Genomic DNA, 17,347 nt, shown 5'->3' with positions numbered 1-17,347 from the left:
GTGGAGGATTTCATGCCCAGCCGAACCACGCTTCGGGAAGCAGGCCGAACACTGGAAATCGAACACCATCTCAGCTTGGGACACATTCGCGACCAATATTTGTCTCCCGGGTTCGGTGAGTTGCACCGTGCATCTCAAGGACGATTTGGAGATTGTCTTCCCGGACTTGGACGCGCCTGAAAAGCTGAAAATCCTCGACCGGCGCTATGGGCAACAGGCCGAGGTCGCGGAGAAAATTGCCTCACCGGCATTGTTGCAAATCGAGCAGGCAGTCAAAGCGGCCGAAGACGTTTATCTCAGAAACAACGGCGCGTTTTCTAATCCTTACCAATACGAAGATCCGCGGATTGAACCGGTCACCTTCACAACCGGCTCGGAGGCGGAGTTGCGCGCCCGGATCACGGACCTGTTCCACGCGTTCCCAAAAATCTTCGACGCAGTGCCTGAGCCGCGGGTCTTCGTGTACACCGAATTCAACGAGAACCCGGCCGCTTTCAAAGTCCATCTATCGCACAACGGCCATTCGTGGCAGCCTGAGAGTTATCTCCTTTCGCTGGTTAAACAGATCGTGCGGGAGAACACGCCGCGAGGCTATTGCTACCGCAGCAAGACCGGGCTTCTCGAACGACGGTCGGATTTCCACAAAGATTCAAGCTCCTCGTCACCATTGCACCGACAGCGCCGACACCGGAACAAATCCAAAACGCGCGCCAGAACACCTCGGGCCTCTTTGAAAAATACCGGCTGACCCTCAATCCAGAACTGTTCGAACAAGACCCGTTGAAAAGCAGCCAGCGGAAAGCCGCTGGCAACGGAAACCTCGGTCTTTCAGTTTCCTGATTGGGGCATCGTTCAGGCGATCTCAGGATAAACCCCAACCGGCGACGGCACGCACTGTTCTGGATCCAATGCGTGCCCACGTTCATCATTAGTTGGTGATTCCGCGCTGAGTTTTCGAGAAAAGCTCGCTGCCTGGATCGGATCAAACGGGCCATAGGCTTCGGCGCCGCGACACACGATCCGCTCGTCCTTTGCCAGGACGATTATTCCACCACAAAAACGCAGCGCCAGTTCCCCCTTCAACCGGTGTGGATCCACATCGGACGGCAGTGGCCGAAGCTGCAGTGGATTGAGCCCGCTGTTGACATACAGTTTGGCGAACGTCCGCAGTTGTTCAAAATTCCTCAGCCCGGGAAGGTTCTTTGCAGCATCTGGAAAGTCTGCCCGGCGTGTTCGCCAGCCACCTGCGAAACCATGAACTGCACGTTCCGCGTAAAGACGTCCATGCGGTTTGAGCGGGACGAGGAACGGGACGCCGTATCCACTGCGGACGAATCAAGCTGATTCATACTCGATTATAGGGCCGGCAATGGTTGCGCTCGTTCTTCCACCGAGCGCCGCCCTTCGCATCTCCTCCACGATGAACCCCATCCGCATCCGCAAGACACCCCCTGCGATCCCTATGCTTGAGAGAGTCAACCAACAGGCAGATCGAGATGAAATTGCAGGAGACAGCGCTAAGGATGTTGAAAAGTGTGGCCGGAGTGTTTCATGTGCGTCCTATTATCCCAGAAGGTGTGCTCACTTTGCGCAAAGGCCGTCGGGGCCATGAACTGGTCCAAGATGAAGGCGAAGCCGTGCGCGTCGTCGCTGGTGAGCGACGACAAACCGGGTTTACTTTCGTTCGCCGCCATCAACGGGATACCGGTCAAGAATTACACGGACATGGCTGTGCCCAAACCGGAGACAACGAACAAGGATGCGGCTCAAGTTCCAGAATTGAGCATGTAAGCTGACACGCGGTTCGAAACGGGGAAAAACACGCTTTCGCAAATCGCTCGGCTAGCACCGTAGCGAAATCTCGTCGCACACAATGAGGCTTAAGCCATTGAGATGGCGGGAGCAGGCATAGCCGGACGATCCAAACCCAAATCTCGCGTTTGCCGGCGAATCGCACGCGCGAACGTGTCCACCAAAGAGGATTGCACTAGCACGGCGTGGCTCTGGTTCGTGGCCAACGCCACGCCGTCGAGGAAAGTCGCCACATTTCTGAAAGGATCGGTCTGGTCTGACTCGGCCGGCCACGCTCCACAAAATTTCTGCGCTTGACGAAGATAGCCAACTTCGCTGGTCGGCTTGTGCTGGAAGGATTCACGGTTCGACTGCACCCATTCCTTGACCCGCTCGTGCGGCTGCAGGCCCAGCAGCGCGGCGCGTTGAGCCAGGGCCGAGTAAGCGTTCGCCGGTTTCACTTCCGTAAGCGGGATCAACTTGTTTTCGTCCGGCAAGCGCAGAGGAGATCCAAGGCTGCGGGCGAATTGATTGGTGATGACGCGAACCAATGTGGATTCCAAGCGGGCGGCTGCCTCAGGGCCTTGGACTTGGCAGATGTCATCCATCAATCGCAAGTGTTCTTCCGCAAGCGGCGTTTCCGGCACGACTCGCAGGGCGGGATTGGTCGACCATTTGCCGAATACCGAGGTCATTTGCTCCAGCAATTCCTCGGGCGAGGTCGGCTGAGTCGGCACCGCTGCGGCATAATCCGTCATCAGTTGATAAAGCACGACACCCTGCTTCGACAAACGCTGATCGAGGAGGTTGTAGATGTGCGGATTCTGGGCTGCGCCACCGGGCGGGCTGCTGATTCCGGATTCTCTCATGACTGCATGATGTGCCCGCGCCACGAAAGCAAGAAAGTGAGGGGAGGAGGGCTGGTTGGACACCCGTTTCCCCGCGCCTGGGGGCTGGGGGCCGCACCGGCCCGCCCAAGCGCGCCCCGCCGCGGCAAGCCCGGGCCTCGGGCGCCTGGCGGAGCCCAGCGCCGGGGGCCCACGCACTTCGGGTGCTGGACCGCTGGGTCCGGTCAGGCGCAATCCGGCGGTTCGGAAAGCAATGTTGCGTGAGGCCCGGCGGACATCGGCACCGGCCCCTATCGTTGACCCACCACGGCAGACAAATCTGTCTGGCTCGCGATCCGCAGTGCAGCGAGTGTCGCCTGCGGCGAGAGTGCGCCGGTGCGCGGCAGAATTTCATCCGGGGTGCAAGCTCCCCGGACTTAAAATAGGATATGCCAACGGCGGCAAAGTGGACGTTCATACTGATGCTCAATGCGGTCCTCTCAGGATTCTTCAGCCTGGGGGTGGCCGCAGTGCATTTCTTCTGGCTCGAATACGCCATCGTCCGTTGGCCGAGGGTTCATTACACGGAAGATTACCAGACGGCATTTGCGGTCGTCTGTGCCGTGGTCGTTTTCGTCCTCACCACTCTGCGGCAGATCAGCACCTGTCTGGCCAGCAAGACTCTGCGTCCAGGCGAAATCGGTTTCATTCTCGTCTTCGTCGTGATCGTCATGGTGGGCATGACACCCGTGCCGGGCAGCAACTTCCCCGCTTATATTTACGAACGGAATTCCGCGGGCAAGAAGCAGCCAAACGCGGCGGCCATCAAGCATGAGGAGCCTGCCCCTCTCCACCTCAAACAAAGCTTCCCGTGACGATCCGATCCTCCCCATCGCAGAAAGGATTTGCCTTGGTCGGCGCCATGGTGCTGGCAGTGATGGTTTGCGTGGCCGCCTCGCTCGCCATCCGCAGTTCACAACATCGCATCCTGGAGGCACGCGCCAAGGAGGGAAACATCGAAGCGCGGCTTGCACTGGATTCGGCCGCGTCACGAATCTTGAGCCAGCTGGATCGCGTGTTCGAGATCAAAGGCGCGTATGGGCGGCAGGACCTCCAGCAGTGGCTCGAGATGCAGCAACCCTCTGTGTCAGGTCCGTACTCGGTCACATTGTCTGCCACCAACGATGTTGTCCCAGAGGATAAAATCGTTTCGACACGCACGTTGGCAGCGGCCGGACTCAGCAAGAACACGCTCGATCCGCTCTACCCGGATTTTTGGATGGGCCAAACGAATTTCTCAATCGATATCACCGCACGCGCCCGGCGACAGGGTTACCCGGACTTTCGCGCTCGCTACGGCTTCCGCATCCGGGCCGTTCCCGTGACGGAATGGGCCGTGTTCAATCCGGGTCGGCATCGGGAGATGGTGCAGCTCGCTCGCGACGTTTCCGATACTGGCCACCAGGCGGTGCATGCTTACGTTGGGGTGGTGTATTCTGGTGGCTTCAGTTCTGCGGGAACACCTGCCTCGGTCACCGCCGCCAGCGTGAGCGCTGCGAACCGCCGCCTCTGGCGCACGAGCGGCAGTGCTGGCGGGGTTGCCAAGTACCCCAATGCCGCATCGGAAGGCGCACGCAGTTTCAAGGGGGATTACCCGGATTATGAGCCACAATGGGGCAGCTACGAACTTTGGGGCGGCCTGCGCGACTCAACTGATTCAGTCGTCAACAACGAAGTCGCGGGGCAGTACGACGACTTCCTGAGAACACAGGATTGGTCGCCTGATTGGGTCACGCCTTCCTTTCAACCGCTCCAAATCTCACATAACAACCCGCTGTATGACCCCAACGGCCAACATGCAGGAGACTACGTCGCCGTTCTGAATCTGGCGGACTATCTTTCGGAACGGTCCGCCCGCAGTCTTTACGCCATTCCAACTCCCTACCTTGGCGGGTTGCCCATTCCTACGATCGTAGTGACCAACGCCGAGATCGTGGCGGGCACGGGAGTACCTCTCAATCTGACCTTCCCGCCATCGGTGCGGGTTTTCTTCACGGGCGACGTCAACACGAATCTGGCCAGGCTGAAAGTCGAAGGGAACATCGGTTTCGTTCCGAAGAATACAGATGTCCTGGCCATCAGCAATTTTGCGCAGCGAATCATTGCGCCGGCCATTTTCGCGACGAACGAGCTCCGCCTGGTCAGTCGGGCAGACGTCACGCTGGACGCGACCAATCAATTTTTCGTCGAGCACCAGCGCTACGCCCTGCTGCATCAGCAACTTTACCAATGGGCCAGCAACATTCAGGCGAGGGTGTTGAGCGACCCCACCAGCCCGCTCTACGTGCAAAGCGCCGCAGACGAGAACTACTTCCTGGATTATCTGGCGATTTCCAACTTGAACAGCACGGTCAAGCCGCAGGTCTCCGTCCTCACCGACACGGCGACCAACCGCATCGAGATCCTCTACACGAACGTGATCAGCCGTTACAATTACGCGGGCGTTTACGAGCAAGCGGTCTGCGGGCTGCTCAACCAGGAGCAGATGACGGCCCTGGACACCACTCTCGTGGACGAGCATCTGACCGAAGCACTTGCCGGAATTCCGGGAACGTTCGTCTTGAGTGAGCTGGAGATCATCACCAATCAGACCGACATCGTGCGACCGTTCACCCAGGAACAGATTGCACAGTACCACGGCTTGCTACCGGTGCTCGATGGCCAGTATGCCATCGAAGCCCAGCTTATAGGATGGACGCCCACCAACCTGCCCGTTCCCTTTCCGCCGCTCACCGAAGCCAACATTCAGACCGTGCCGTACGCCAAGGCGTTCTTCACGGTCCACACCAACTACGCGGAGCGATATCGTGAACAGATCGACCTGTTTCAGCCGTTGCCAGAGCGCATTTCCATCGGCACCAACGGACCCATGTTAAGCCGTGTGGAACTGACTGAAATGCATCCTCTGGGCGGCACGTGGAGGGATTATCTGTGGATGAACTGGAGCAACGGAATCAGCGCCGCCCCATATTTGGGCATGCAGATACGAGGTGGGCAGAGCGAGAACAGCGAACGTTACGACATCGTTGGCAACTGGAATCCGGACAATGTGGGTGCGTGGAAATCCACTACCTACGACGTGTTGCGGGAACAAGATGAAATCACTCCTGCTGACAACCGCAGTGACGCCGATATTCAGTTGGTTGACCCAGCGCTTTACGACGCGACCTTTGTGCAGCGCACCATTCAGTTCAACTATCAGACGCTGGGCTGGACGAAAACCAACGCGCCGGCACTGCCCGGCCCGGCACCCGTGTTCAACGGGCGACTCGTGGTGGAGGATGGTATCAAGCGACCGGCTGGGCTCGCGCCCGCAGGACTCGTTATCAACGGGCAACTGACTTACTCGCATCGGATCAAGTGGCTCACGGCCACGGACCCGTTGATCACTCAATTCAGCGTCAACCGCAACCCTGCCACGATGCCTCAAGGACCAGACCGTGTTTACGACATTCGCATATCGCACGTTGAGCTTAATCGGCTGTAGCCTGGCGATCACCGCTGCCGCCGGGCCGACCACGTCCGACGACGTTCGTGTCGAGCGCGGAATCATTCCCAAAGCGCTGGCGCAGGAAAAGGTTGAGGCCGTGGAGATCTTGCGCGCCAGTCAGCAGCCATTGCTGTGTCGGCGCGCGATGGCCGGCATCTCCCGCATTGAGGACAAGCTCGCAAACCCCGCTACGAACGCCGCTTCGCGCGCAGCGGACGTCAAACTTGTTCCTCTCGGAAATAAAAGAGTCCCGCTGCAGGCTGAAGTGAAGAAGAAAGGTTACACCACGCACCGGCCGGCAAACGGCCTGCCAACGTATTTGGACAGGAACGGTCGGCGCTCGCCGGAGGATTATTTGAACCCCGACGTGCTCAAGGGAGGCGCCAACATCCTGACGCCCAAAGGAACGCTGGAGGTGCCGGCCTGTTTGAGTCCGAAAGAGTTGGAGGACTACCTGCATCTGCGGTGCGACCGGAAAATGCGGACCGGAGATTACTGGAGAGAACTGCACGCGGGACGGCTCAACGACCAGGAGTTGGCAAGCTTGAGATACTATGACTATTTGGACGCGAACGTGGCTTTGCGCTCTGTGCCTGTTTATCAGTGCATGGAGATCCAGAGCCGAAACCATTGACCACTTCAACCCGCACTGGCAGGGGTCGGCATGGCAGGCCAATCGCCTGGAACTGCCCGGCCTAGCCTATCAAGGCGCCCTGTTTCCATTGATCACTCAAGGGCCGGGATTCGCGACGCTGCCGTCCGGAGCGTTTGTGCTGCGGCTTCACGTACTGCCGCTGACTATCCAACGCGACGAACCTTTGCTCATCGTGTGGGGCCGTGTCGAGGAGCCGAAAGCTAAACCGCTCGCCACGCTTTACCTGCGACGGGGACGGCTGGTCTGGCTTTGCCCGGTCGATCCAAGAGGCGACTCGCTGTTTGATGCAGCGCAAGACGTCGAGCTGACGACCAGGGAACTGACCTCAGGCCTCTGGACCACCGTGGATGTGCTCATCAACCCGCAACCGTATCAGCAGACCTTCGGTTGGAACCTGGAACTGAATCACCCGCAAGACCCGGCCAAACCTTCGGGGAAGCCGCTTCACCTGGCAAGGCAACTGAGCGTGGCGGCCTGGACGCTGGAGAAAATTGAAATCCCGCGAATCCATTCGGCCTGGCTCGGGCAGATGGAACTGCTTCCCCCAGACACAACGCCGACGCAACTCCGTCCGAACATGTTCCGCAAATGAAATTCTGCGTTGCCTTGTCCATTTTGCTTTCCACTCTGGCGGCTGACGCGTCCAGCCTCCGCGATCTCTATTTGCCGCCCTGGTACGACCAAGCCGCCCGGCAAATATTCCAGCTCGAACTCAAAGATTTGAAGTTGGATCGCATCCAATTGGACCTGCCCTGCACCATCTCTGTGAACCAACAGATCATCGAAGTCACCAATGGCGTGGCCAAGGCCACCCTGTTCATCGACCTCAGGAAAACGCCATCCACTTTTCCGCTGGTGATCATGGCCATGGACGCCAACGGGCAAATGACGGAGTACAAGAAGTTGATTTGTCACCTGTCACTCGTAGCGCTGCCGGTGCAGGTTGACGTCCAGGGCGAAACGTTCGCGATCACCAATCTCACCGAAGAACCGTTTGAAGTGGAGCGAGCCGAGAATCTGATCATCACTTCTCAGGGCGAGCGCCATATCCACGGCACGTTGAAAGGAAACGGGCGACTGAAGTTGAAGGGACGCGCTGTCATACTACTGATCCCGACTGCACGCGCGGAGGCCGGGAAATGAAAAGACCAAAGACAACCGCGTTTTCACTGGTGGAAATCCTGATTGTCGTGGGGATCCTGAGTGTGATCGCCGTAACCGGATATCGCTGCCTCATGTATCTTACCAAGGAGGCGACCCAAACCTCGCGCGCGGCCGTCAATTCGCGCCGGGCTGAGTATGACCGCTTTGTGGGTGTGCTGAATGACCGCCTCGGCCGCAGTTGGAGTTACACGGTGGACGACTCCAGTTCGCAGGGACTGAACGGGAGCGTCCTGCACCTTTACGACCCAGACGGGCAAAACCTCGCTGACTTTGGAATCTACACAGACGGGATCATTTACCTGTACCAAATTGCGGATGCGGGAGGGGGCGCGCCTCTGAACTTGGAGTATGCGTTCACCAACCGGGATGCCACGTTGGATTATGCGCTCCGATTCACGACGAATTCCGTGGCGCCCGATTTGGACGTGACGGCCTCGTGGAAAGTGGCGCCGCCGTTGTATTACCGCGCTGCCACGGGCGCTTTTCAAGGGTTGTTCATCAGTGCTGATGAGAGCGAACTGGAACAGCAGGTGTCCGAGCATCGGACCAACAAGACCGGCCTGCTCCAGCACGACCTGCGCGAATACAACTTCAACCCGCGTCACGACGCTTTCCGTTGACGATGAAAATCACTCCTCATCGCAGATTCAAGCTGAGCGGCGCGACTCTGGTGGAGATGGTCGCCGCCATCGTCATCCTTGGCCTGGTGGTGATCGGCGTGGCGCAATTCCTCCTCGTCAGCAAGATCAACGTGTACACGGACAACGTGAGAACCGGTGTGTTGCAGGCTCTCTCCGACAACATCGTAAAATATCAAACCATGAATGTCGGAGAAACCAATGTCCCCGTGGATGACGATTTGCTGCCCCATGTTCCGAGCGGCACAATGCGTCTGGAGAAAAGCGGGCCGGTCAATGCGGTTTACACCATTCAAGGAAGCGTGACTTGGAGAGCTTTTCCTCACGGCGACAGCGCCTCCCTCTTCCACGAGCAACTCGCTTTGCAGGTGCCGGAGTAGCCTCCTCACTCCACAACCACGCAGGCTACGCGCCGCGAATCTCGATAACGTGTGCGGCGCGTTTCCTCCGAATCGCCCTCCTCGATGGCTTTGTCGAGGACGGTGATGAAATAGGCCCGCCCTCGGTCCACCACGAAACCATCCCTGGCAAAAGCTTCCTGCCAGGATCGCGTGTTCCGATCCAGGATTTTGAGCAGTTCGTCAAGGATCACCCGCTCGCGCAGCAACGCTGCTTTCGGGTCGTCTCCAGACAGGCGGGAGGCCTTGCCTTCTACATAGCTCATCAGCAAGAGCGTGGCGCCTTCCTCTGTTCGCAGTAACGGATTCCACTGCCGGCACAGAGAAAGCAGGGTCTTCTGCGTCACATCCGTCAGCATCGGGTCGAGGATTCCGCGGTACAACCGTTGTCGCACCAGGCCGGATTCGGTCCGAGCGTGGTGCAGAAGCGCCCGTAACGGCGGCAACCCTTCCATTTTCTCGGAGAGCATGGCCACGACTTCTGCGCTTAGAGGAAGAAAGTGGAAGCGCCAAAAGAATTCCTTCTTCATTCCCGAGTCCTCAAGGAACTTTTCGTCGATGACGACTTCCGGAGGATGGTGGAGTTCACGCAAACGACTGGGCAGGTAAATGCAGTAAAACACTTCGGCCAGGAAGTTCAACTCCTCACCGTCCAGGGAGAGGAATGGACAGAGCTTGCGCTGTACTGCGGTCGTCAGTTCCGAATCTCGGATGCAGTCCAGGTACAATTGCATCTGCTCCAAAGTAGGTTTGAGGTAAAACACATGATCGACCCGGCCGAAACGCAACGCGAGATGTTGTCCGCGCACGTGGACATCGCGCGCCGCCGGGCCCAACTGATCGGCCAGCGACCCGCTCAATTTGAAATCGTGAAGCGTGTATGAGCCGGCCCAGGTTTCCTTCGCGCCCGAGAAATACACGAACAACTTCCGGCAGGCTGCCAGAAACGACAGCCGATAAAGTCGCCGTGCTGAATCTGACAGCTTATCTCCATACGACGAAAGATACCGTTGCGCTTCCTGGTCCGCCGCCTCGAAGGGGTTGATGGAAGATTCGCGCAACTCGCCACAAAACTGCTCCCAGCTTTTAAGCAGTTCCTCTTCCTGGTGCAGAAAAGGGATGGAATGCTCGAACCGGCCCACGGTCATCTCATGAAGCCATTCGATTCGCATCCGTTGCATCACCACTGGCCGGCGCAGCGTCTCAATCACGCCCTGCAGACGGGGATGGAGTTCAACATCGTCCAGGAGTCGATTGACAGCCGAGGGCGTGTGCGGATTCTCGACGAGGTCCTGCCAGTGCATGTCCCCGAGACTCTGCAACGTTTGAAGTGGATGGGTGTGCCCCACGAGCGAGTTGCGGATCACGTCCATGGCGATCGGTACCAGTTGCCGCTTGAGGTCCGCCAGCAGACCGTCGCCGCAAAGGAATCTGAGGCCGTCCAAAAACTCGGTGTCTGCCGGAAGAATCAGGCGAAGCGAACTCATTGTTTTGATCCGGCCGTTGCTCTAAACAGATCCACCAAGCGGACTTCGACCGCCAGATGCTGTGACTGGCGGGCCAAGGCCAGCGCGTCTTCCTCCAGCCGGTGATACCACGGCGGTGTGGGCAGTTGAAAGACCTCCCCCACCTGCTCCGCGGGGAGGGTCATGATCCCCACTTTCAACGCATAATCACACGGGACCGTGGCGTGAATCAGGAACGTTTTCGTACGGCAGTTGAACAATTGCAGCGCGCGCCCCGACAGCGTTCCGTAATCGCAAAAGACGGAGTCCATCTCCTGGTGCCCCGCCAGTCTGAATCGCACCAACAGGATGCATCCCCGCGCGGGAACGACGAGCGGCGGACCACCCAGCGTAAACTCGACTCGTTCCATGGAATGATCTTCGTGCGGGCCGCACCTGCGGGCCCTCCTCATTATAGCTTTCCGGCACGAAAGAATTCGTGTGATGCCGACTACGAACTGGTTTGGATTCGAGCAACACGCAAGCACCCGCAAAAAGTCGCTATCGCCAGACATATAATGGGAGAGCACCCGACGGGTGCCAGAGATGCTGGGCGATACAAAAGAAGAAGCTGCTCTTGAGGTCAATGACCCGAAGGCCGTGAAGCCCGCCAAGAAAGTTGGCGCGCTCAAGATGCTGCTGCGGCAGTTCGAGGCGACGGGCAACCCGCCCTTGCAAGGGGCCGAAGTGCTTCCGCCCAAGCTCATCGGTGACGGCAACCATCATTGGTATCCCCTGGCCTGGCTGCGCTGGCTGGCGCAGTGGGAACGTGTAAAGACGTTCATCCTCGTCGTCAATCTGATCGGGCTGGCGGTGGTGTACGGGTCGATCAGGCAGAGAAGCAGTTATGAGGTGAAGCTGCCTGAGCCAGCGACAGAACTGCTCCTCAAGAGCAAAGGCTTTGATACCTTCAATCAAAACCAGGTCGAATCTTTCCTGACTTTCGTTGTGAATGCCGCCAACGAGGCCTCTTCGGAGGGCATGCCAATGTTGAATCTTCTGGAAGGCAGCATCGAACCGGCTATCTACCTGCGTCTCCAGCAGAAGGGGCAAAAGACGGCGAATGTCCCGCTGACCGAATACCCGATTTACACGCTCTACATCACGGAAGTCACGCGCTGGCGCTACAACCCGGCCACTCGGATCATCTCCGCCTGCATCAAGGGATTCAGAATGAGCAATACTCTTTCCGGCAGAGGCGGCATGGAGCCGTATCGGGCCCAGGTTGAGATCTTCTGGGAACCGATGTCGAACCGGAACAAATGGGGTTATTACCTCCAGCGCCTCGATGAGTTTTACGGAGCCGCCGCCGAAGCGTACGACACCGAGCTCAAAAACCGGGATCGCTCCGGGTTTTAACAATGATCCCGTATCCCCATTTTTGGTCCGAAGAGCCTGAGGCCCGGCGCCGGGCGTGGAGGCCCACGGATGAAGTCCGCCGCCGCCTGATTCGCTGGTGGACGATTCAGGGATTGTTGCTGGCAGGAATCATTGTAATCGGAATTCTGGTCGCCAAAGAGAGCAAACGGATGCCGCCAATCTATGCCGGGCTGCCGAACGGCGTGGTTTTCGCGACTTCAGCCGGCCCGCTGCAACTGGATCGGGTGGCGCGGATCGAACTGGTCAATGACGTTCTCCAAATTCTGTACTATCAGGAGGGCAACCTGAATTACCTCGATGCGGTCAGGGAAAACGTCAAGCCGCAGTTGCTGGCGCAGTTCCGAACGGAAATGGAAAGCGCCGCCAAGCAGACCAACTCGACTGTTTATCTGAACGTGGCCGAAACCTTCGAAGTGCTCCGTGTCCCGGCCAAAGGCTTCGAATCAGTCACCAAGGCCAACCTGATCAAGCGCAGCAGCCGCGAGAGCACCGGGGCGCCCGTCTATATTCGCACCCGCTGGCTGCTGGAAGGAAGCCGCTATCGGCTCGCGCGGGTGGAGGAGATCAAACCGGGAGATTACTACGAGCTGTTCCTGGCCGAAAAGGGGAGGCTCAAGAAACTCTCAAAACAGGAACTGGAGCGCGAACTGGCCGTGCGCAAGAACCAGGAGATACCGCTGCCCAAACGCAGCCCGCTCTTTTGACCAAGGACAACCGTGAAACGATTTGCTTGCTTCATCTTCACTTGCTTCACCGCTCTGACCCTGTGGGCTGGCGATCCTTTTGCGGGCAGCGGCGCGAGCCCTTACGGAGCCGCGCTGGCGGACGGAGCGCGTTTGTCCACGCGCCTCGTGGAAAACGTGTATTTGATGCCTGAGCAAATCACAAAACTGATCTTCCCCAAACCAGTAGATGAGGTCAGCGTCAACACCCAGGTCATTAACGTTGTCCGCAACCCGGCTGACAGCAAGGAGTACTATCTTTTGCTCTCTCCAAGAGTCGCCAGCGCGGATGTTAACATGCACCTGGTCATGGATGGCAGGACATACTCCTTCCGGCTCATCGTTGGCAAAGAAAAGGTGAATTATCGCAAGACCTACACGGTCGAGGGAGGCGGCTCGAGTCGCAATCTGTCCAAGGTCCCGCCACTGGCGCCAACCGAAATCAACACGACCCGATTGATCAACCTCATCAACCAAATCAGGCGCGACCCTAATTACGCCACCATCGTGGCAAAGGACATGGGCTTCAGTCCACAAAGGGTCACCTATTTGTGGAACGGGGCCGAGGTGACGCTCCAAGCTGCCTGGCATTATTACCCGCAGGATGTCGTGATCCTGCAAATTGAAGTCCACAACCCGACCAGCGAAGCCGTCTACCTTTCCGCCACGCAGATCGAACCTTTCATCGCCAACACAAGCTTTCCTTACCTGCTGACGCAGCAGGGAACCAAGGTGCTGTTGCCCGGGCAAACCGACATCAAATACGTCTTCCTCCAAGGTCACGCGCTTGACATCGAAAACGCCAGGTTCGAATTGCGCCTGCCTGCCAGCAAGACGCAATTGAAGGAAATCCCGGCCCCTGACGCGGCGCCATGAAGTTCAAGGAATTGTTTTCACTAACCAGGACCAATGCGCAGGGCAAACCCGCCTTGGGCTTCGGAGTGATTCTGTTGGTCATGGCCATCATGATTGGCGGCGGTCTCTACCTGATCAGAGTGGTGCGGTTGCCGCAAAGGAAAGACCCCAGCGTGAAGTTCAGCACGCCGAACAGCCAAAGCACACGGCGCGGACTCGGCTCCCCGGTTGAGCAGCCTTTGCTCCTCAAGGACGAGCTGCCGGACACACGAAAGCGCCCGCTCAAGAACCTCGAAGACCTCTATCGACAGCGCGAGAAGGAGACCCAACTTGCGACGACCAACGCCGACGCCAAGCCGGCGGATGACAGCGCGCTCAGGGGTTGGGTACCGAAGATTGACCCGAGACGAATGCCAGTCGATCGCACGCCGGGCAACGGCAAGCTCACCACCGCGCTGCTCCAATCCGGTGCCAAAGCAAACGAAGTCAGCAATGCCGAGGGCTATCATTATGTCAGCACGTTGCTCCTGTTCACCAACGCACCGGCCCCGGCCAAGGGCAAAACGAATGGTTTCGAGATCAAGAAATTCCTGCCGCGCGGCCACAAGATTCCCCTCATCCTCTTGAGCAGGATCAACACCTCGGTTGGCGCCATGCCGGTTGAACTGGCCGTGGCCAGGATGTCATGTTCAGCGGAAGGCTCCAATTGCCTTTCGGCTGGCACTTGACCGGCACGGCCAGTCAGGGGCCCAACCACAAAGTCAATGTCCGGGTCAATACCATCATCGATCCTCAGGGCAAGGAGTATCCCATTCACGCCATGGTCCTGAGCCTGGAACAAGAACCCGGGTTTGACGGCTACCCTTTGGAATCGCCTCTGATGCTCGAGTTGCTGCCGCTGGCCTCCACCACGGTGCAGACGTTCATGGACGCCTTGAAAGACGTGACGACGCAACAATCCATTGTGCCCACCGGTTCCAGCCCCATCGTCGGGGAACAGCAAACCTATGTTCTCAACGCCAAATCCAAGCTGTTGGATGGGACCGCGCAGGTCTTGAGCGGCATCATGGCCGAAAAGGCCAAGGAACTGAACCAGTTGTATCCTTCCGGCAGCCTGGTGCCGCGGGGCACGCTTGGCTGGGCGCTGCTCACTGCGCCGCTGGACCTGACACTGGGGAAAGAAGGAGGCAGCGCAGAATTCCTCGACAAAGACGACGTCAATCCGACGCCCAATATCATTACCTTGAGTCAACAACAGGGCAGAAACACGGCCGCTTACAACCCGATGACAACAGCGACTGCGTCGTCGTTCTCTTTGCCGTCGGGAGTTCAACTTCCACCCGGCGTGCAATTGCCGTCCGTTCAGCCGAGCACACCGCCGCCAAGCACGACAAAACCATTGGAGTAACACGAATCCTTTACAACCGGAAGAACCCGATGAAGAAGACAACCTTCCTCTTAACCGCAACGGCAATCCTGTTGGTCACCGGCTGCGCCACGCGAAAGCACACGACGCCGAGCTACAGGCCGATTGAGCCGCTGGTACAAGTGATCCCGCCGCAAGGAAAAGAAGAACCGCGCGTGGCGGAAAATCCGGCCAACCCGGAACCGATCTTGTTCAACCATCCATATCGTGAAGAGGTCGAGATGGCCTAAAAAACATCAAATGACGAAAGGGAACCTAAAAAAAAAAAAAAGGTGCGTTTCCCGGCGCAGCTTATCGGTGTCATCATCCGCCAGCCCGGCCACTGGAATCTCGCCGCCGCTCAGAAGAGCCGCCAGTATTTCGTGCCAGCGGACAATCAGCCCCCGCAACTGGCACCGCCTTCGAAGAGCTACTACGATTACATTCAGTCCAAAAAAAACGGGCGCGCGGATACCACACTGGATGTAAGCCGCGTGCGCGTGTTGGGATATTCTCAGCAAGAAGATCGTGTTGAAGCCCAAGGCAAGCTCCTTCCGGGCGAAACCGCTGCGTTTGATCCTTACCTGGGCTGGCTCGCCATCCCCGAGGTTCCGCTTGCGGGGCCGATTCCAGACACGAATCGGATTCCCTCCCAATCCCCTTCCTCAGTTGAGCCGACAGCCAGCGAAGCTCCCGCGACAGATCAGCAATTATCCAGCGAAAGGCTGGAACAGACGAACATGCCGCCGGCAGATGTTGCGGCCGACAGCCCGGAGGCAGTCAAGGAACAGCAAAAGAAATTGCGCGGCATTCTGGAGGACGCGTTCAAGAAGGCTGAACAAGCTCGCGAACCCAAGTGATACCTATGCCTGAAACCGTTTCCATTGCGCTTGAACTGCCCAAGGACTTTGTCAACCGCCTCAAGGCCGTGAAGCCGTCGTGGCTTACCGACCTCACCGACGAGCAATTTATCGGACACGTGATTGCCCACGGCGATTTCGATGATTACTTGGGGCAGATTCAAAAGGCCAACCAACAGGTGCAGGATCTGACCGCCGAACTCCACTTGAAGAAAGGCGCCGGCACGCCACTGAAGGGAAACAAGGGCGGCAAGCGCGCTGAAACCAAGATTACCGCAGCCGCGCCTGGAGCAGGCGCGGCCCCACCCATCTCCGCCACATGAAGATAATGAAATCCATCATCCTGATCCTTGCCGTTGGGCTTTTGACCAGCGGCTGTTACTACTCGCATCCACTTAAAGGCCGACAGACCTCCGCCTTCAACGGCACAACTGTCGCCGCCGGCACGATCGGTGCGGCGGGCGGGGCCTTCGCCGGGAATGCCATCAACAAGGACGTAGGGGCTCCGATCGGCGCCGCAGTCGGAGCGCTCGCTGGCGGTGGAACCGCTTATGTCCTACAGGATCGCAAAGCGCGGGAAATCCAGGAAGCTTATGAAGAGGGACAACGCCTGGGTCGCGCTCAGGTGCTTGACGATTGGTGGAGCGAGAACGCCGTTTTGAATGATCCTGAGGAGCGCAAGAAGGGACCACGGACGCGGCAAATTCCGTTGCCAGCGGGAGTTTACGAGAGCGTCCCCTATCACTCCAGAAGCTACGAGTACATGGTCAGGCCGTAAGCCGCGCCGACAGACAGAGTGTGACACCCCGATAGGCCCTATGCTGAAAGATGGAACATAAACACTCAACCACTATGAAAAAGATCATTCTGACTTTCATCACCGGCATCGGCCTGCTCACACCGGCCATGGCCCAGATCCCCACCATCGATGTCAGCTCACTCCAACAGCTCTACGCGCAGTACCGCACGATGGAGCAGCAGTTGGACACCTCCAAGAACATCCTGGGAAAGGCAACGCAAATCTACGATCAGGAGGTGAAGACTTACCAAACCGCGCTGGGCAACATCGACATGGTCAAGAACAAGGTCCAGTCGTGGATCAACTCATTCAGCCGGCTCAGCAGCACGGATTTCTTTTCTGGTCGCGCTTCGCCGATCCAGAACTTCGACCGCAATGTGACCTACTGGGCCAACCAGATGGCGTATGGACAACGAGACGTCACCGCGATGGAAAAGCGCTGGGAAACAGCGCTAACCCGGGTCAACACCGGCACGGCCACCGATTGGGAAAGGCGAGTGGCCTTGGGCGGCTACAACTCCAAACTCATCGAGAATGCGAACGCGTCGCGTGATTACGGCAGCAATGTATTGGCCGAATCACAGTCCGTCATCAGCGACACCCAGCAAGGGACGTTGATCGAGCAGGCTGGCGCTCAGAATGCCTTGCTCTACCAGCAGACGGCCCTGTTGGACAAGATGAAGAACGACGTGAACGACGCCACGGTCGCGGAGGCGGCGCATCGGGAGCAACAACTCCAAGCGGAACGGAATGCCGCCGTCATTCGGCGCGCCATGTCCAATATCCCGGTGGACTGAC

22 protein-coding genes are annotated in these 17,347 nt (G+C 58.1%); 19 read left to right on the top strand and 3 right to left on the bottom strand.

Features of this window, described 5'->3' with window-relative positions; all coding sequences use genetic code 11:
• Positions 1-127 precede the first annotated feature (127 nt).
• Complete coding sequence (locus tag IPH59_09030; protein ID MBK7091851.1) at positions 128-748, top strand: hypothetical protein; 621 nt, start codon at positions 128-130, stop codon at positions 746-748.
• Between the two features lie 860 nt (positions 749-1,608).
• Entirely contained in the window at positions 1,609-1,791 is a 183-nt protein-coding gene (locus IPH59_09025; GenBank protein ID MBK7091850.1) for a hypothetical protein, read from the top strand.
• Between the two features lie 89 nt (positions 1,792-1,880).
• Here the strand turns inward: IPH59_09025 and IPH59_09020 are convergent, their stop codons facing one another.
• Entirely contained in the window at positions 1,881-2,660 is a 780-nt protein-coding gene (locus IPH59_09020; GenBank protein MBK7091849.1) for a hypothetical protein, read from the bottom strand.
• A 440-nt stretch (positions 2,661-3,100) separates the two neighbouring features.
• Between IPH59_09020 and IPH59_09015 the strand changes: the two genes are divergently transcribed.
• From IPH59_09015 to IPH59_08985, 7 genes are read left to right on the top strand one after another with little or no spacing between them, the layout of a single operon-like run.
• Positions 3,101-3,493 carry a hypothetical protein gene (locus tag IPH59_09015; protein ID MBK7091848.1) on the top strand — a complete coding sequence of 131 codons (393 nt, stop codon included), beginning with the start codon at positions 3,101-3,103 and terminating at the stop codon, positions 3,491-3,493.
• Between the two features lie 35 nt (positions 3,494-3,528).
• Complete coding sequence (locus IPH59_09010; GenBank protein ID MBK7091847.1) at positions 3,529-6,165, top strand: hypothetical protein; 2,637 nt, start codon at positions 3,529-3,531, stop codon at positions 6,163-6,165.
• Positions 6,146-6,802, top strand: a complete 657-nt coding sequence (locus IPH59_09005; protein MBK7091846.1) for a hypothetical protein — start codon at positions 6,146-6,148, stop codon at positions 6,800-6,802. The genes IPH59_09010 and IPH59_09005 overlap by 20 nt, the downstream gene beginning before the upstream one ends.
• The gene (locus IPH59_09000; GenBank protein MBK7091845.1) at positions 6,723-7,415 is read left to right on the top strand and encodes a hypothetical protein; all 693 of its coding nucleotides are present in this window, start codon (positions 6,723-6,725) and stop codon (positions 7,413-7,415) included. Before IPH59_09005 ends, IPH59_09000 begins: the two co-directional genes overlap by 80 nt.
• A complete protein-coding gene (locus IPH59_08995; GenBank protein MBK7091844.1) occupies positions 7,412-7,966 on the top strand; it encodes a hypothetical protein in 555 nt (184 codons plus the stop codon). The genes IPH59_09000 and IPH59_08995 overlap by 4 nt, the downstream gene beginning before the upstream one ends.
• Positions 7,963-8,607: a type II secretion system protein gene (locus IPH59_08990; protein ID MBK7091843.1), complete on the top strand. Its 645-nt coding sequence runs from the start codon at positions 7,963-7,965 to the stop codon at positions 8,605-8,607. Before IPH59_08995 ends, IPH59_08990 begins: the two co-directional genes overlap by 4 nt.
• The gene (locus IPH59_08985) at positions 8,604-9,005 is read left to right on the top strand and encodes a hypothetical protein (GenBank protein MBK7091842.1); all 402 of its coding nucleotides are present in this window, start codon (positions 8,604-8,606) and stop codon (positions 9,003-9,005) included. Before IPH59_08990 ends, IPH59_08985 begins: the two co-directional genes overlap by 4 nt.
• A gap of 5 nt (positions 9,006-9,010) precedes the next feature.
• Here the strand turns inward: IPH59_08985 and IPH59_08980 are convergent, their stop codons facing one another.
• Together IPH59_08980 and IPH59_08975 are read right to left on the bottom strand one after the other, a co-directional pair.
• On the bottom strand, positions 9,011-10,510 hold the full coding sequence (locus IPH59_08980) for a hypothetical protein (protein MBK7091841.1): 1,500 nt from the start codon (positions 10,508-10,510) through the stop codon (positions 9,011-9,013).
• On the bottom strand, positions 10,507-10,899 hold the full coding sequence (locus tag IPH59_08975) for a hypothetical protein (GenBank protein ID MBK7091840.1): 393 nt from the start codon (positions 10,897-10,899) through the stop codon (positions 10,507-10,509). Before IPH59_08975 ends, IPH59_08980 begins: the two co-directional genes overlap by 4 nt.
• Positions 10,900-11,065: 166 nt before the next feature.
• Between IPH59_08975 and IPH59_08970 the strand changes: the two genes are divergently transcribed.
• The 10 genes from IPH59_08970 to IPH59_08925 all read left to right on the top strand — a co-directional run bounded on the left by IPH59_08970 (position 11,066) and on the right by IPH59_08925 (position 17,346).
• The gene (locus tag IPH59_08970; protein ID MBK7091839.1) at positions 11,066-11,887 is read left to right on the top strand and encodes a hypothetical protein; all 822 of its coding nucleotides are present in this window, start codon (positions 11,066-11,068) and stop codon (positions 11,885-11,887) included.
• Between the two features lie 2 nt (positions 11,888-11,889).
• Complete coding sequence (locus IPH59_08965) at positions 11,890-12,612, top strand: hypothetical protein (GenBank protein MBK7091838.1); 723 nt, start codon at positions 11,890-11,892, stop codon at positions 12,610-12,612.
• A gap of 12 nt (positions 12,613-12,624) precedes the next feature.
• Positions 12,625-13,506 carry a hypothetical protein gene (locus tag IPH59_08960; GenBank protein MBK7091837.1) on the top strand — a complete coding sequence of 294 codons (882 nt, stop codon included), beginning with the start codon at positions 12,625-12,627 and terminating at the stop codon, positions 13,504-13,506.
• The gene (locus tag IPH59_08955) at positions 13,503-14,213 is read left to right on the top strand and encodes a hypothetical protein (GenBank protein ID MBK7091836.1); all 711 of its coding nucleotides are present in this window, start codon (positions 13,503-13,505) and stop codon (positions 14,211-14,213) included. Before IPH59_08960 ends, IPH59_08955 begins: the two co-directional genes overlap by 4 nt.
• Positions 14,171-14,893: a hypothetical protein gene (locus IPH59_08950; GenBank protein ID MBK7091835.1), complete on the top strand. Its 723-nt coding sequence runs from the start codon at positions 14,171-14,173 to the stop codon at positions 14,891-14,893. Before IPH59_08955 ends, IPH59_08950 begins: the two co-directional genes overlap by 43 nt.
• A gap of 29 nt (positions 14,894-14,922) precedes the next feature.
• Positions 14,923-15,141, top strand: a complete 219-nt coding sequence (locus IPH59_08945) for a hypothetical protein (protein ID MBK7091834.1) — start codon at positions 14,923-14,925, stop codon at positions 15,139-15,141.
• Positions 15,142-15,183: 42 nt separating this feature from the next.
• A complete protein-coding gene (locus IPH59_08940; GenBank protein ID MBK7091833.1) occupies positions 15,184-15,750 on the top strand; it encodes a hypothetical protein in 567 nt (188 codons plus the stop codon).
• Between the two features lie 5 nt (positions 15,751-15,755).
• On the top strand, positions 15,756-16,073 hold the full coding sequence (locus IPH59_08935; protein ID MBK7091832.1) for a hypothetical protein: 318 nt from the start codon (positions 15,756-15,758) through the stop codon (positions 16,071-16,073).
• Positions 16,074-16,078: 5 nt separating this feature from the next.
• Positions 16,079-16,528 (top strand): hypothetical protein, encoded by a 450-nt coding sequence (locus IPH59_08930; GenBank protein ID MBK7091831.1) that lies wholly within the window; start codon positions 16,079-16,081, stop codon positions 16,526-16,528.
• Between the two features lie 74 nt (positions 16,529-16,602).
• Positions 16,603-17,346: a hypothetical protein gene (locus tag IPH59_08925; GenBank protein ID MBK7091830.1), complete on the top strand. Its 744-nt coding sequence runs from the start codon at positions 16,603-16,605 to the stop codon at positions 17,344-17,346.
• The last annotated feature ends 1 nt before the right edge of the window (position 17,347 follow it).

Source organism: bacterium, from assembly GCA_016708315.1.
In the GTDB taxonomy this organism is placed as follows: Bacteria; Zixibacteria; MSB-5A5; order CAIYYT01; family CAIYYT01; genus JADJGC01.
This window is presented reverse-complemented; position numbering and strand designations above follow the sequence as displayed.